The organism is Chryseobacterium polytrichastri (assembly GCF_900142445.1).
In the GTDB taxonomy this organism is placed as follows: Bacteria; Bacteroidota; Bacteroidia; order Flavobacteriales; family Weeksellaceae; genus Chryseobacterium; species Chryseobacterium polytrichastri.
Map to the genome: position 1 here is coordinate 1 of NZ_FRAV01000045.1, position 15069 is coordinate 15069.

General features: G+C 34.1%; 13 protein-coding genes. 2 read left to right on the forward strand and 11 right to left on the reverse strand.

Features of this window, described 5'->3' with window-relative positions; all coding sequences use genetic code 11:
- Positions 1 to 57 precede the first annotated feature (57 nt).
- The 11 genes from BUB80_RS20160 to BUB80_RS20215 all read right to left on the reverse strand — a co-directional run bounded on the left by BUB80_RS20160 (position 58) and on the right by BUB80_RS20215 (position 13129).
- Positions 58 to 1626 carry a T9SS type A sorting domain-containing protein gene (locus BUB80_RS20160; protein ID WP_073296970.1) on the reverse strand — a complete coding sequence of 523 codons (1569 nt, stop codon included), beginning with the start codon at positions 1624 to 1626 and terminating at the stop codon, positions 58 to 60.
- Between the two features lie 255 nt (positions 1627 to 1881).
- A complete protein-coding gene (locus BUB80_RS20165) occupies positions 1882 to 2373 on the reverse strand; it encodes a low affinity iron permease family protein (protein WP_073296974.1) in 492 nt (163 codons plus the stop codon).
- A gap of 80 nt (positions 2374 to 2453) precedes the next feature.
- On the reverse strand, positions 2454 to 3650 hold the full coding sequence (locus tag BUB80_RS20170) for a PepSY-associated TM helix domain-containing protein (RefSeq protein ID WP_175549636.1): 1197 nt from the start codon (positions 3648 to 3650) through the stop codon (positions 2454 to 2456).
- Positions 3651 to 3730: 80 nt separating this feature from the next.
- Complete coding sequence (locus BUB80_RS20175; RefSeq protein ID WP_073296980.1) at positions 3731 to 4348, reverse strand: hypothetical protein; 618 nt, start codon at positions 4346 to 4348, stop codon at positions 3731 to 3733.
- Positions 4349 to 4362: 14 nt separating this feature from the next.
- On the reverse strand, positions 4363 to 6546 hold the full coding sequence (locus BUB80_RS20180; RefSeq protein ID WP_073296983.1) for a TonB-dependent siderophore receptor: 2184 nt from the start codon (positions 6544 to 6546) through the stop codon (positions 4363 to 4365).
- 341 nt (positions 6547 to 6887) lie between these two features.
- Positions 6888 to 7715, reverse strand: coding sequence for a GLPGLI family protein (locus tag BUB80_RS20185; protein WP_073296986.1), 828 nt, complete (start codon positions 7713 to 7715; stop codon positions 6888 to 6890).
- 137 nt (positions 7716 to 7852) lie between these two features.
- Positions 7853 to 8158 carry a 30S ribosomal protein S10 gene (gene rpsJ / locus BUB80_RS20190; protein WP_002661363.1) on the reverse strand — a complete coding sequence of 102 codons (306 nt, stop codon included), beginning with the start codon at positions 8156 to 8158 and terminating at the stop codon, positions 7853 to 7855.
- Positions 8159 to 8175: 17 nt separating this feature from the next.
- A complete protein-coding gene (gene fusA, locus BUB80_RS20195) occupies positions 8176 to 10293 on the reverse strand; it encodes an elongation factor G (RefSeq protein WP_073296990.1) in 2118 nt (705 codons plus the stop codon).
- Positions 10294 to 10299: 6 nt separating this feature from the next.
- Positions 10300 to 10776, reverse strand: a complete 477-nt coding sequence (gene rpsG, locus BUB80_RS20200) for a 30S ribosomal protein S7 (RefSeq protein WP_073296993.1) — start codon at positions 10774 to 10776, stop codon at positions 10300 to 10302.
- Positions 10777 to 10799: 23 nt separating this feature from the next.
- Entirely contained in the window at positions 10800 to 11213 is a 414-nt protein-coding gene (gene rpsL / locus BUB80_RS20205) for a 30S ribosomal protein S12 (RefSeq protein WP_027383325.1), read from the reverse strand.
- 332 nt (positions 11214 to 11545) lie between these two features.
- Complete coding sequence (locus BUB80_RS20215; RefSeq protein WP_073296996.1) at positions 11546 to 13129, reverse strand: hypothetical protein; 1584 nt, start codon at positions 13127 to 13129, stop codon at positions 11546 to 11548.
- 111 nt (positions 13130 to 13240) lie between these two features.
- Between BUB80_RS20215 and BUB80_RS20220 the strand changes: the two genes are divergently transcribed.
- Together BUB80_RS20220 and pncB are read left to right on the forward strand one after the other, a co-directional pair.
- Positions 13241 to 13717 carry a Dps family protein gene (locus BUB80_RS20220; protein ID WP_073296998.1) on the forward strand — a complete coding sequence of 159 codons (477 nt, stop codon included), beginning with the start codon at positions 13241 to 13243 and terminating at the stop codon, positions 13715 to 13717.
- A 93-nt stretch (positions 13718 to 13810) separates the two neighbouring features.
- Positions 13811 to 14989, forward strand: a complete 1179-nt coding sequence (gene pncB / locus BUB80_RS20225) for a nicotinate phosphoribosyltransferase (RefSeq protein ID WP_073297001.1) — start codon at positions 13811 to 13813, stop codon at positions 14987 to 14989.
- The last annotated feature ends 80 nt before the right edge of the window (positions 14990 to 15069 follow it).

Consider the following 15069-nt stretch of genomic DNA (forward strand, 5'->3'; position numbering starts at 1 on the left):
CATACAAAACAAAAAACCAAAGCAAAAACATTTTTGCTTTGGTTTAATTAATTATTTTTATCCTATAATCTGTATCGAATTTTTAGGACCAGACATAATTTTAGCATTAGCAGTTTTATTGGTATCCGTTTTCACAGTCACCAAATAAGCTCCCTGAATCAAATTCTGAGTATTGATCTTTGTCACTTTATTCTTCGTCTTTACGCTTTGTAATTGCCTTCCAGACATATCATACAAAAGGATATCAGCTTCTTTAAAGTCAAAACCAATTTCCACATATGCATAATCTGAAACAGGATTTGGATAGATTTTGATATCTTGTTTTACGATTAATTGGTCAATCTGTTTGTCTCCAAGCTTAACAATTTTCCAATTTTCTTTGCCTAGTTCTTCAGCACTCGTGCCTGCTAAAATGATAGAACCGTCTCTGTTGAGTTTGATATCAGCTAATCTTTCTTCTTTTTTAGAAGATTCTCCTTTCACATGTTTTCTCCACTCTTCATTTCCATTTTGATCTAAATACAGCATCCAAAAAGTTTCATCATCAGTTTGTATTCTACCCTCGGCCTGAGTATAACCACCGAGTAAGATACCTTTTGAGGTTTTATCATCTGAACCATGTAAAACACTCATTCCCATTAAAACATCTCTGTTCTTGAAGTTGTAAGACTTCTGCCAGATTTCTTCTCCTTTGTCATTGAGCGAGATCAACCATAGATCCGTACCCTCTTCAATGCCAACGGTTTTATTTCCGGATCTTTCAGATCTCGATTCTCCTCCAATTAAAAATCCTGTTGAAGTCAATGCCAATGTTCTCAAATGATCATCACCTTTTCCTCCAAAGTTCTTTTCCCATTCAACTTTGCCTTCCTTTGAAAGTTTGATGATCCAATAATCTCCTTCTCCAAAGTTTTCAGTTTTCTTTGAACCTCCGATAGTGCTTCTAGAATAAATCCCAAGCAAAGATCCTCCGTCGCGTGTTGGGATCATTTTTTCTACTTCATCTAATCCTTTTCCACCTAAAATAGATTGTGATAGCTCTTTTCCATTTTTGTCGAGCTTTATAATTAAAACATCTTTAGATCCATACCCTTTTGCGGAATTTTGAACATTTCCAGCTACAAAAAATCCTAAATCCGTCGTTTGAATGACAGCTCGTGCTTCTTCATCTGCATTTGATCCAAGTGTTTTTTGCCACAATTCGTCTCCAAATTCATTAAGCCTAATCAGCCATAAATCTGAACCTCCTTTAGAATCATCTTTTTTATCCAGACCTTTTCCCGAATAAGAAGTTCCTGCTAAAAGAAATCCTCCTTCTTGAGTTGCTACCGTTGATGAAAGAAAGTCGTGATTGTTTCCAGCGAAATATTTTTCCCAAGCTTTTTCGCCTTGCTGGTTAAGCTTGACCAAGTGAAAATCGTAGCCGTTGTTTTGTTTATTATCCGTAGAAAGTTTTTTAGATTGGATGGAACTACCAGTAATTAAATACTGTCCATCGATTGTTGTGGTGACCTGACTTAGAAAATCCTGAGTATTGGATTTAATGTCTTTTTGCCAAACTACTTCTTGAGCTGAAATCTGCCCAATCGCGCACAAGAAAAGTGCACTTATATAGAATTTCCTCATATATTGTTTTTCTTTGATTGTTAGTTTTAAGCGATGCAAAAATAATAATTTTAATTCACCTAATTGAGGCTTGTTAAAAATAATTAACTTGAAAAGGTATTATCTTTTTTCTTTATTAATGCAAAGCTAATCTCTCAATGCGACAAAACTTGTCGTATTAAAAGCCACATTCAATTTGATTCGTAAAAACGTGTTTATATAGATAATCGTGTTTAGCCTAAGGAAAGAAAGAACTGCAAACCATAAAAAAAGGGATCAAATTGATCCCTTTTTTTGCTTCTGCAACCACTCATCATGCCTTTTTCTAAATAAGTCATGTTTATAATCCTGATTTCTTTTGGCTGCATCTATGGAATGGGAAGTATGAATATCTGCATCTTCTTCTGCAAAATCTGCTAATTTTTCATAGTAGCAATGAAGTTCATCCAATTCTTTTTCAGTAAGATCTTCAATATCTACAATTCGGTTGCTGGCTTTTTCATTGGCAGCTAGTAGTTCATTTAACTTTATCTGGATGGCTTTCGAGTCTTTATTTTGAGCTTTCTGGATAAGAAAAACCATCAAAAATGTAATAATGGTTGTTCCGGTATTAATAACTAATTGCCACGTTTCAGAATAATTGAATACAGGCCCTGAAATTGCCCAAATGACAACAATAAGTGTTGCGCCAATAAAAGCCTTAGAGCTTCCCGTAAATTTGGTAGCCCAGTTTGAAAATTTTTCAAAAAAATTATTCTTATCACTCATTGTACATTATTTTAAAGAATAAATGTATTAAATAATATCAGTCTTTAGATAAATAAAATGATAAACTATACAATAGAGCATTACTTCAATTTCTTTACCCGATGCCACCAGATCAATAACCCTGTTACAGGCAATGAGCATCCGATGAGACAAATGATAAAATATAAAATAATACTGGGTAGTCCCATAATTTCGCCTGTATGCAAAGGTTTCGCCAGAGCAGTAAATTGTTTATTTAATGGTTTGTCTGAAAACAATTCCTTGGTCTTAAATTCACCCGTTTTGTCAAAAGTGATTTCATCCGGAAGCATCATGCCTAATACATTCTGAGTATTGGTTTTAATAACAACATATCTGGGATTGTCTTTATTAGGCATTTCGATACTTGTAACAGCATCATACGGAAGATATTGATTGGATAATTCTAAAATTTTATTGATTGATGCTGCCTTTACATTTTTTAAATTCTTTTTTTCATCTTGCTTTTGCAGCATGTCTTCTAGAAGATTTCCAAATGCATCATTCTCCTTGTTCTTTTCATTTGAAACTGCGTTAATAGGTGATCCGCCTAAGGAAATAATCAATCCGTTTTTTATCCAAGGATAGGTTACATAAAGTCCTGTCACCGAAATAAAGAAAAGCAATAAAAATATATAAAAGCCTAGCGTATTATGTAAATCGTAATTAAGCCGTTGAAATTTTGCATTCAGTTTTACTGTTAAACCTTGCTTCAAAAATTTCATTTTTTTAGGTAACCAAAGAATTAGTCCTGAAATTAGTAAAAGACAAAATATTAACACAGATACTCCGACAATTTGTCTTCCCACATTCCCCATCATCAAGTTTCGGTGAATATCCAAGACAACATCAAAAAATCGATTCGCTCCAACATCAGCATCACCAAGTAATTCACCTGTATATTGATTATAAAAACCCGTCCAATCCAATTGATTCTCCCGATAAGAAATAACATAGCTCCTATTCTTCTGCTGCGGAATCAACAAAGAGGTGAGTTCTTTATTGCTTCTTAATAATTCCTCTTTTATCTGATCCGGCTTGCGGGGGATTTTTCTGGTTGAAGAAATATAAACTTTATCTCTGTTGGAAAAGTCTGTGATCTGATTTTTAAAAGCGTATAAACATCCTGTAACACACATGATAAAAACAACAGTACACGATAGGAGTCCCATCCACAAATGAGCGAGCCACATAATATATTTAAGGGCAGATTCGTTTTTCCTTTTTTTTCTATAAAGGCTTTTTACTAATGAATTCATGATCTGTAATAACAAAAACATTAAGACAGTTGCCCGCCTTAATGTTTTCTATTTAAAATTGAATATGAACGTTTATTGTATTATTTTCTTCCTTTGAACTGAACTTCTTTTACAATGTTTTCAAACTTTGCATAATGTTCAGGACTCAATGCTTTTTGAATCGCCAGTTTTCTCTGTGCGTCAAACTTCTCCCAGTATTCTTTAGCTAAATCGTTGTTTCCGTGATATACATCGTGAGCATCATTGAATGCTTTTTCAAAAGCATCATTGGCAGCGTTTACCATCGTGAATTCTTCTTCTGATAATCCTGCTTCAGTTTTAATTCTTTCTAATAAGGCATTATCATATCTTGGTCTCTTGCGAGAGTTTTCATCTACAAAAGCATTAAACTTCTGCAGTTGATCTGCATCTAAAACTTTAGCCATATCTAAAGACTGCTGATTTCTCAGTTCTTCATTTTTAATGCTTAGCCCTACACGATCCATAGTTCCTCCCTGTCCTTTTGCAGCCTGAAAGTTCTGCTCCTGTAGTTTTTGATATTTCACCGTAATCTCATCAAAACTTTTCACTTGCTCAGGACTCAAGGTAACTTTTGTCTTAAACTGATTATAATCAATCCCTTTTTTCTTATCTCCTGAACATGCTACAAAGAGTAAGTTTAAAACGAATGCTAGAACTAGTACTTTTATATTTTTCATAAATTTAATGGTTATTAAAATTTGTAATTTACCTGAACTGCAAAGTTTCTAGGCTGAATCTGATCGATATATCCTCCTCTGAAATAAGAATTGTATCCTACTGAATCGAAGATGTTATTGAAGAAACCTCTTAATCCCAATCCGTTTTTGAAAGTATATCCAATCTGAGCATCTACGGTAGTATAATCCGGCATATTGAAAGGCTTCTCATCTGGCTGCGTTCCATTTACATGGCCATTATCCAATACTGCCTTTAATTTATAATCATCAACCGGTCTGTTTCCTACATAATAAATTCCTGCTCCCACATCAAGTCCTTCCAAAGCTCCTGTATTAAATTTATAATTTAACCAAGCATTGGCAGAATGTTTAGGGGTATTGATAGGAGCCGACCCACTAACGAATGAAGGACTGTCTTTATACTGAGCATCTACATACGCCCACCCCGTCATTACCTGAAGGTTTGGAAGAATCTTTCCGATTAATTCTACCTCCATTCCTTTTCTTTTTAACTCACCGGCTAAAGCATATTTTCCAGTACCATTTCCTCCATTCCCAATAATTTCATATGATAAATTATCGGTATTAATATCAAAGAAGGTAACATTAAATCTCAATCTTTCGTTAAGCCAATCTGACTTTATTCCTGCTTCCCATTGCTTAGTCGTAGAAGCTCCAACGGTACCTCCTGCTGCTAATGGATTATTAGAACTTCTTAGAGAAGTTGTACTGGTATAAGATCCAAAAACATTCATGTTCTCAACCGGAGAGATCATAATCCCTAGTGAAGGATTCCATGCATAATCTTTTTCTTTTTCAGAACCAATAAGTCGACTGTAACGAACTCCCAAATGAGCCTTGATATATTTATTAAAGGTAATCACGTCTTGCGCCATTAATCCCATAGTAGGCGTTATTGCGTTAACTATCGGATCTTTATCTACTAGGCTAAAATTATTAGCATCAATATTTGACGGCAGAAAATTATTAATATCATTCAAAACATTAATTTGATCAACTGCTTTAGCTTTATACGAAGTAGTTGTAACATTAGATTCTTTCCAATCGAAACCTACCTGGAATGTATGTTTCATGAAACCGGTCATCACATCTGCTCCAATAAAATCGAACTGGAATACTTTGTTCAAATCTTCTCTGTCTGATCTGGTCAATGTTCTGTTACGGAATTCATTTGGATTTTTATTATTAATCGGAGCAAGTGCTGCCCCTATGATTTCAGACTGGTAAGAAGAGCTCATAAAAGCCGCTCTTAATTTTAATTTATCTGTCAGTTTTCTTGTTGCAGTTGTAGAGAAATTAAAGGTCTCAATTTTCGCATTGTCTGATGCAAATCCCAGAAACTTTCTTCCCGGCATTCTATAGATAGCTTCAGTATCTCCTTTTGCAAGATTCACCGTTCCTCTGTCGGGCGTTGTATTATTGTGCATATAATCCATTTCCACAACAATTTCCGTTTTATCATCCGGACGGATTGCAATAGATGGGTTTACATAGATACGATCTGTATGAATAAACCTTCTGAAACTGTTGTTATCTTGATAAGCGGCATTTAATCGTACTGCTACTTTCCCTTGAGAATCTAATACTCTTTGGAAATCTATTGTAGGTCTGTAGAAATCCCAACTCCCGTATCGGAATCCCACATTGGTTTGATTAATAAATTTTGGAACTTTAGTCACCACGTTAATTACTCCTCCTGCAGCTCCCAGCCCATCTCCAATACCTTGCGTAACGGCAGCTGAACCTTTTATTACCTGAATACTTTCCACTCCCTGCATGTCTGTCAACATTGCTCCTGTACGGAAGTCAGAATCCATCTGAACTCCATTCTTTAAAACAGGAACCCCTCTGTATCCTCTGATAGACATACTTTCTCTTATTCCACCATAGCTTCCGAATTGGGTTACGCCTGGAACGTTTTTAGCAACATCTGTTACCGTTAATGCTCCAAGAGCTTCAATAGCTTTATAAGATATTACAGAAATACTTTGGATCTGATCTCTTGGCTTTAAAGGCAATCTGGTAATCGCTTCCAGACCTTCGGGTTGCTTCTTTCTTTCTCCAAATAATTCTACTTCTTCTATCTTACTTTCTCTTTTAATAGAATCATTCACTTGCTGTGCGTTGGCAAAAACCCCACCTAATACAAGCAGAGAAACGGATACTATTTTATTCATTCAATAATTTTTTTCAAATATATTATTTTTATTAATTCTAAATAAAGAATCTAAAATGATATATCTCAGCGAAAAGAATTACTATATGTAAAGTCTTAATAATTTAACAGGTTTATGGAAATACTCTTTTATTATAACCAAGTATCATTAAAAAATAGAAAGAAAAGCAAGGGATCAATTATTGGTTTTACAATCAAGTTATATTGAGGTATTTTGATGTTTTAAAGGCTTAGTAACAATTTACTTGCTGTTAGAATTTTTATTTATTCTTAACTTTTCACGTTCAGGTTTGATATAGAAAATCCCTTTTAGGAAAAAGGGATGAAAATTTATGTTTGATTTTAATGTAAAGGATATTTTACGACTTTATCAATCTCGATTGGATTGTTTTCCCTAAGCATTGTTTTTCTTCTTTCATCAGACATTCCTTTGATTTGGTCTAGACTTTTTATCTGCACTCCAGAAACATAAAATGTATTTTCAGGATTGACATTCGCCTTAAATGATTTTGCAATATCCTGTAAAGGATTACTATAAAGTTCTAATTGTTTTTTTGCAATAATTTTTTCACTCACAGGAATTGGTTTTTGCCCGAGAAAACTTTCAAGAAATTTGGCTTCATATGTTTTTGAAAACTTCATGCTTTTTGAAAGTTTAAAAATGAAGTTTTTCTTATCGTCTTCAATTTCGAAAATCAAACCGGGAAGACCGCGAAATTTATATGGTCCTTCACTTAAATTAACGTCTTTGGAAAACCATGCAATCCAGTTTCTTCCACCAAAAGTTGTTGTTGCTTTCTGCAATTTATATTGACCATCCACTTTTGTGTCATTTAAAAGTTTCCAATTCAATTTATCCGTTGATTTTAGGGAGAAAAAATCATTCAGTAAAATCAATGAAATATTTTCAAAAGAGTTCTTTTTTCTGATAACAGCGGGAAGATGATCATCCCATCTTGATCTACTTTGACCCCGAACAATATTTAAGGAATCTGTTTCTACATAAGAATAGGGATAAAATTTGACATCATCCGGATTAACATCCAAAATCATATTCTCCATAGCAAAGTCTTTTGCCAATGAATCTAATTTATATTGAAACTGATAAATAAAACGGTGTGTTTGTGCTGAAAAAAATAGAGGAAATAGGAGTAAAATAAGTTTTTTCATATATCAATTTTAATCAAAAATATTAATAATATTTCAGTTGATAAACAGTAAAACTAAATATCAAATTATTAAACAAAAAAATCCCTTTTCTTTCGAAAAGGGATCTATATTAAGATGTTTAGCCAGTGGCTAATTTATCACACTTTAATTTCTACGTCTACACCTGAAGGAAGTTCTAATTTCATTAGAGCATCAACAGTTTTAGAAGAAGAAGAGTAGATATCCATCAATCTCTTGTGAGCTGATAATTGGAACTGCTCTCTTGCCTTCTTGTTTACGTGCGGAGATCTCAACACAGTGAAGATTCTCTTATTCGTTGGCAATGGAATTGGTCCGTTTACAACAGCACCAGTAGCCTTTACCGTTTTTACGATTTTCTCAGCAGACTTGTCTACCAAGTTATAATCGTAAGATTTTAGTTTTATTCTGATTCTTTGTGACATTTCTTTACTTTAAAAAATTAACCTTTTGCTTTAGCAATGATATCTTCCGCAACGTTCTGTGGAGTTGCTTGGTACTTCTCTAATTCCATAGAAGAAGTAGCTCTTCCTGATGAAAGTGTTCTTAGAGTTGTTACATATCCAAACATTTCAGAAAGTGGAACTGAACCTTTGATAACTACGGCTCCGTTTTTCTCTTCCTGACCACTGATTGTACCTCTTCTCTTGTTAAGGTCACCAATGATGTTACCCATATATTCTTCTGGAGTTACAACCTCCAATTTCATAATAGGCTCCATGATTACTGGCTTAGCAGCACGTCCCGCTTCTTTAAATCCTAATTTAGCAGCTAATTCAAAAGAAAGTGCATCAGAATCCACTGCGTGGAAAGATCCGTCTTTAAGAGTAACTTTAATACCTTCAACTTCGAAACCAGCCAAAGGACCGTTTTTCATTGCAGCTTTAAAGCCTTTTTCAATTGCAGGAACAAATTCTCTAGGAACGTTACCACCTTTGATCTCATTGATGAATTCTAAACCAACTTTACCTTCGTCAGCAGGTCCTAGTTCAAATACAATATCAGCAAATTTACCTTTACCACCAGATTGTTTTTTGTAAACTTCTCTGTGTTGAGCAACTCTTGTAAGATTTTCTTTGTATTCAACCTGAGGTTGACCTTGGTTAACTTCTACTTTGAATTCTCTTCTCATACGATCTACAAGAATATCAAGGTGAAGTTCACCCATTCCTGAGATAATCGTTTGTCCAGAAGCTTCGTCAGTTTTAACCTGGAAAGTAGGATCTTCTTCAGCTAATTTAGCTAGAGCGTTACCCATTTTATCCTGGTCAGCCTTAGTTTTAGGCTCAACAGCGATACCAATTACCGGATCAGGGAAAACCATCGATTCAAGAACGATTGGGTTTTTCTCGTCACACATTGTATCACCAGTTTTGATAGATTTAAAACCTACAGCTGCACCAATATCTCCTGCTTCAATATATTCTACAGGATTTTGCTTGTTAGCGTGCATCTGATAGATTCTAGAGATTCTTTCTTTATCTCCTGAACGAGTGTTCAAGATATAAGAACCTGCATCTAGTCTTCCAGAGTATGCTCTGAAGAATGCTAATCTTCCCACGAATGGGTCAGTAGCAATCTTAAATGCTAAAGCTGCGAAAGGCTCATCTACAGATGGTTTTCTTGTAATATCAAGATCAGTTCTAGGGTCAGTACCTTTGATATCATCTTTATCCAATGGAGAAGGCAAGTATTTACATACTGCATCCAACATGAACTGTACTCCTTTATTCTTAAATGAAGAACCACAAGTCATTGGGATAATAGATAAATCAATAGTAGCTTTTCTTAGAGCTTCGTTGATTTCCTCTTCAGAGATTGAATCTGGATCTTCGAAGAATTTCTCCATCAAAGTATCATCGTAGTCAGCAACAGCTTCTACTAGTTTCTCTCTGTATTCAAGAACTTCAGCCTTCATGTCTTCAGGAATTGGCACTACTTCGAAAGTAGCTCCTTGTCCTGCTTCATCCCAGATGATCGCTCTGTTTTTAATTAAGTCAACAACACCTTTGAAATCTTCTTCAGCACCGATTGGTAAAACGATTGGAACTGCATTAGATCCTAACATAGTCTTAACCTGGTTTACCACGTTAAGGAAGTCAGCACCTTGTCTGTCCATTTTGTTTACGAATCCCATTCTTGCAACTTTATAGTTGTCAGCAAGTCTCCAGTTTGTTTCAGACTGAGGCTCTACTCCATCTACTGCAGAGAATAAGAATACCAAACCATCTAATACTCTTAAAGATCTGTTTACTTCTACTGTGAAGTCAACGTGTCCCGGTGTATCAATGATGTTGAAGTGGTAAGGCTTACTTTCAGGTAAGATTTTCCCTTGATCTGTTGGGAAATTCCAAGAACAAGTAGTTGCAGCAGAAGTAATTGTAATACCTCTTTCTGCTTCCTGCTCCATCCAGTCCATTGTAGAAGCACCATCGTGAACTTCACCAATTTTGTGGTTTACACCTGTATAGAATAAGATTCTTTCTGTAGTGGTAGTTTTTCCCGCATCAATGTGGGCAGCAATACCAATATTTCTTGTAAATTTAAGATCTCTACTCATTTCTAATTAGAATTTAAAGTGAGAGAAAGCTTTGTTAGCTTCCGCCATTTTGTGAGTATCAGATTTCTTTTTGTAAGCAGCACCTTCTTCTCTAGAAGCCGCTACAACTTCGTTAGCTAATTTCAAAGCCATAGACTTATCATTTCTAGCTGTAGAATATTTGATTAACCATTTCATTGCCATAGAAATTTTTCTATCAGCTCTGATTGGCATAGGAATCTGGAAGTTAGCTCCACCTACTCTTCTAGAACGTACTTCTACGTGAGGCATAACGTTAGTTAATGCATCTTTCCAGATTTCAAGGGCAGTCTTTTCAGTTTCTCCTTTTTTAGCTTCTACAAGCTCTAAAGCGTCGTAGAATATTTTGAATGCAATAGACTTCTTACCGTCTAGCATTAAATTGTTTACAAATCTTGTTACCAACTGATCATTAAATTTCGGATCTGGTAACAACGGTCTTTTTTTCGCTTTTGTCTTTCTCATTGTTTCTGTACCTTATTTAATGATTATTTTTTCTTTCCTTTAGCTGGCGCAGCTGCTGCCTGACCTGGCTTAGGTCTCTTAGCTCCGTACTTAGATCTTCTCTGCGTTCTTCCGCTAACACCTGCAGTGTCTAATGCTCCTCTTACGATATGATAACGTACTCCCGGTAGGTCTTTCACCCTTCCGCCGCGTACCAATACTATCGAGTGCTCTTGAAGATTATGTCCTTCGCCCGGGATGTAGGCGTTGACTTCTTTCCCGTTAGAAAGTCTTACCCTTGCAACTTTTCTAAGTGCAGAGTTAGGTTTCTTAGGAGTGGTAGTATATACTCTCGTACATACACCTCGTCTTTGTGGACAAGAATCAAGGGCAGCCGATTTACTCTTCTTGGTGAGTGCGACTCTTCCTTTTCTTACTAATTGTTGAATAGTAGGCATTTAATTGCTTTTTATTTTAAGGTGCAAAAATAGTAATAATTTTTTAATCCACAAGCAGTTGTGTGAATTTATTTATTACAAAAAACTATTTTTTTTGTTTGAAAACATCTTTAATTACTTTTCTTTTAGCGTACTCCAGAGGCACTCCTAAAAGTTCTGCGATGGTACTCGTAACATCTATTTGCTTGTAATTACCTATATTAATTATTGTATTTTTTTTGAAATCCGGCCCCATTGCAAAGAACTCAATATGTCTGCATCCTAAGCAATCATCTCCATGTTTTGCAAAACCTCCGTGGCCTAGTGCCTAAAAAACAGTAGGACCAAAATACTTAATCAATTATATGTATCTGAACGTTTTTATTCCAATTGAATTTTTTTACGTTCTCTTTTAATTCCTTATGTATTTTAGGATTTATGGAATAGATTGTAACGTGGTCTATGGCTGCATTTGTATTATTATTGATTTTTAAAACAGCCACTTTCCCCCAATCTTTCGGAACATGCCCTGCAAACCATTCTTCATAAACAATAGCAAGTTCATAATCATTTTCAAGTGTATATTTAATTAAAAAGGTTTCAAATTTATCATCAAAAGACTTCCCTTTTTCATTAAATGGTATCATTTCTTTTGAACCTAAGCCCGCAATATCAAATAAATGGATGTCTGTAAAATAACAGACCGCTCCAATATCATTAGCCACAACTTTTGAATTGTTGTAGTACTTCTTTAAAAATCTGGCAGACTGTACCTGCTGTTCATACATATTTGTACTACCATTAACGATCATCAAGTGAGCAAATCCGAGCTTATAAATAAAAAGTAATGTATTACAAAAAATAAGAACACCCATTATCTTATCTTTTCTAAATGCCTCCACAGGACTTTCAAAAAAACCTTTTAATCTCGGAATCAACACCATAGCGAAGGCTGTTAATACATATGCTTCATATCTAAAAAATCCTCGAAAATTACCAAATAGACTATGCAATATTAAAGTAGATGTCCAAACAATTAATAACAAGTTATTAGAAACTAAATCACGAAAAGAAAGCTTTTTCCGATAATCTCTAAAAATGAAAATAAATGTTATTATTAAAGGAAACAATCCTACTTTATAAAAGGTAACATTGAAAAATATCTTATCAAATAAAAGAAATTTTATCTGTGAAAAATAATTACCGGTAAGATCAAATTGAGTCCCTTTTACAACTACAGAGTTTGGAAAGAAGTATCCTACTTCTTGATAATTAAAGTATCCGAAAACCAAAATCGGGGCAAACCCAAATACTAAGGTTAACAAAGCTTCTTTCAAGTTGCGAATTAGCATTAATGTAAAAGCAAGCGAAACAAAGTAAAACATACTCTCAAATCTTATCAATCCCATTAGAGCAATAGTGAAATAAAACCAAAATGTATTTGATAAATTTCTGTCACCTGAATTCATCAACTTTTGAAAGCAATATATATTGATAACAATAATTAAAACCTGTAAAACATGTTCCATTCCCTCCATAATTTGCAAATGCAAAACAGCAAAGAAAAGTGTAAATAAAACAGCAAAAACAATATTCTTGCTCTTATTAAAATATTGTGAATAATATTTATTAAGAAAATAAATTACAAAAACTGAACAAAAAATATTGAATACTAAAGGTATAAGCTCATTATCACCAAATGTATAAATAATTGCACCCAACAAGAAAGTAAATATAGGGGATGATGATGATGATGAAAATGCGTACTGTGTCATTCCCCAAATTCCATGAAGAGCAAAATTCTTAGCCATCGCTAAATGAATATAAGCGTCATCCAATGTATACGTAAAAAAACATTCTGTTTTTGAAAGCATTGCAGTAATATAAACAAAGCATAATCCTAAAAATAAACCTAAGGCTATAAATAAACTTCTCATGTGAGCGCAATATTAAAAATTATTTTTAACAAACTATAGTAATCTTCTATTATTAAAAAAGTATTTCGGCATAATATTTCCTTACCTTGTGTATATCCAAAAAATAAACTTATGAAAAATGCTAGTATTATTGGCTTAAAAGCGGCCGACTGCAAAAACATTTCAGGAAAACTAAATGTACTTTTAGCAAACTACTCAATATTTTACCAAAACACAAGAGGCTCTCACTGGAATATTAAAGGAGATCAGTTTTTTACATTACATCCAAAATTTGAAGAGCTTTATAATAGCTTGGTCTTAAAAATTGATGAAATAGCAGAAAGAATTTTGACTTTAGGAGCAACCCCTGCGCATAATTATTCAGATTATTTAAAAGTATCCAGTATCAAAGAAACCAAAGAAGTTACCGACGGCAATAAAAGTGTAGAGTACATTTTAAGTTCATTTAAAATTGTTATTGATCTTCAAAGAGAACTTCTAGATATTACTGACAAAGCAGGAGATGAAGGTACAAACTCTCAAATGAGCGATTACATCACAGAACAAGAAAAAGAAGTTTGGATGTACAACTCTTATCTAGGAAGATAAACAGATAAAATCAGCAAAATATTTAAAAAAATCGTCTTACATTTAGACGATTTTTATTTTTAATTATTAAATTTGCGTTAAAATTACACATATATGCACGACGTTCGATTAAACTCCATTCTAGATAATGATTTCTATAAAATAACCATGCAAAATGCTGTGGTAAAATTGTTCCCAAGCTCTATTGTAAAATATGAATTCATCAACAGAGGAAAGCATCATTTCCCTGAAGGTTTCGATGTCGCTCTAAGAGAAGCCGTAACAAAAATGGCAGAACTGAAGCTTACCAAAGATGAGAAAAAGTTTTTAGCAAGAACCTGCCCTTATCTAAACCTCCCCTATTTGGATTTCCTTGAAGGATATCATTATGACCCTTCTGAAGTAAAAATTCATCAGGACGGAAATGATCTTACGGTTAGTGTTGAAGGGCTTTGGTACAGAACTATTTTATGGGAAGTTCCTTTATTAGCTTTGATTAGTGAATTGCATTATGAAATGAATCACATGGAAAGAGATTCTAATGAAGTGGTGATGCGTAAAACTGTTGAAAAAGCTGAGTCCCTTAATAAACTTGGTGTTAACTTCGCAGAATTCGGTACAAGAAGAAGACATTCTTATAAAGTTCAGAATTTGGTAATGGAAGCTTTAAATCAGAAGAAAGATTCTACTTTTATTGGTAGCTCAAATGTTCATTTTGCAATGAAATACAATGTGAAACCAATTGGAACTCATGCTCACGAATGGTTTATGTTTCACGGAGCAGAATATGGTTTCAAGATGGCCAACGAACTAGCATTGGAACATTGGGTTGATGTTTTCAGAGGTGATCTAGGAGTTGCACTTTCTGACACCTATACAACAGATGTTTTCTTCCGTCAGTTCGACAAAAAATTCGCAAAACTTTTCGACGGCGTACGTCATGACAGTGGTGATGCTTTAGAATTTGCAGATAAAACAATTGCTCATTATCAAAAAAATGGAATCAATCCTTTATTTAAATATATCATTTTCTCTGATGCCTTAAATCTTGAAAAAGTTGAAGAAATAACGAAATACTGCAAAGGTAAAATTGGAGTTTCTTTTGGAATTGGAACCAACCTTACCAATGATGTAGGTTTAAAACCGATGAATATTGTGATGAAATTAATTGGAGTTCAAGCACCCAATAAAGAATGGATCCCTACCGTGAAGCTTTCTGACGAACATGGGAAGTATACAGGAGATCCTAAGATGATTGAATTGGCTAAAGAGTTTTTAAGAATAAAAGATTAATTATTGGAAAAATAAAAGATAATTTCACCTTATTTATTGCTTCCTTTATAACAACATTACTTAATTGTACTTACTTTTTT

What these genes read in the sequence shown, in the direction of transcription:
- BUB80_RS20160 (WP_073296970.1), bottom strand. Translation starts at nt 1,626, where the DNA reads ATGAGGAAATTCTATATAAGTGCACTTTTCTTGTGCGCGATTGGGCAG.
- BUB80_RS20165 (WP_073296974.1), bottom strand. Translation starts at nt 2,373, where the DNA reads ATGAGTGATAAGAATAATTTTTTTGAAAAATTTTCAAACTGGGCTACC.
- BUB80_RS20170 (WP_175549636.1), bottom strand. Translation starts at nt 3,650, where the DNA reads ATGAATTCATTAGTAAAAAGCCTTTATAGAAAAAAAAGGAAAAACGAA.
- BUB80_RS20175 (WP_073296980.1), bottom strand. Translation starts at nt 4,348, where the DNA reads ATGAAAAATATAAAAGTACTAGTTCTAGCATTCGTTTTAAACTTACTC.
- BUB80_RS20180 (WP_073296983.1), bottom strand. Translation starts at nt 6,546, where the DNA reads ATGAATAAAATAGTATCCGTTTCTCTGCTTGTATTAGGTGGGGTTTTT.
- BUB80_RS20185 (WP_073296986.1), bottom strand. Translation starts at nt 7,715, where the DNA reads ATGAAAAAACTTATTTTACTCCTATTTCCTCTATTTTTTTCAGCACAA.
- rpsJ (WP_002661363.1), bottom strand. Translation starts at nt 8,158, where the DNA reads ATGTCACAAAGAATCAGAATAAAACTAAAATCTTACGATTATAACTTG.
- fusA (WP_073296990.1), bottom strand. Translation starts at nt 10,293, where the DNA reads ATGAGTAGAGATCTTAAATTTACAAGAAATATTGGTATTGCTGCCCAC.
- rpsG (WP_073296993.1), bottom strand. Translation starts at nt 10,776, where the DNA reads ATGAGAAAGACAAAAGCGAAAAAAAGACCGTTGTTACCAGATCCGAAA.
- rpsL (WP_027383325.1), bottom strand. Translation starts at nt 11,213, where the DNA reads ATGCCTACTATTCAACAATTAGTAAGAAAAGGAAGAGTCGCACTCACC.
- BUB80_RS20215 (WP_073296996.1), bottom strand. Translation starts at nt 13,129, where the DNA reads ATGAGAAGTTTATTTATAGCCTTAGGTTTATTTTTAGGATTATGCTTT.
- BUB80_RS20220 (WP_073296998.1), top strand. Translation starts at nt 13,241, where the DNA reads ATGAAAAATGCTAGTATTATTGGCTTAAAAGCGGCCGACTGCAAAAAC.
- pncB (WP_073297001.1), top strand. Translation starts at nt 13,811, where the DNA reads ATGCACGACGTTCGATTAAACTCCATTCTAGATAATGATTTCTATAAA.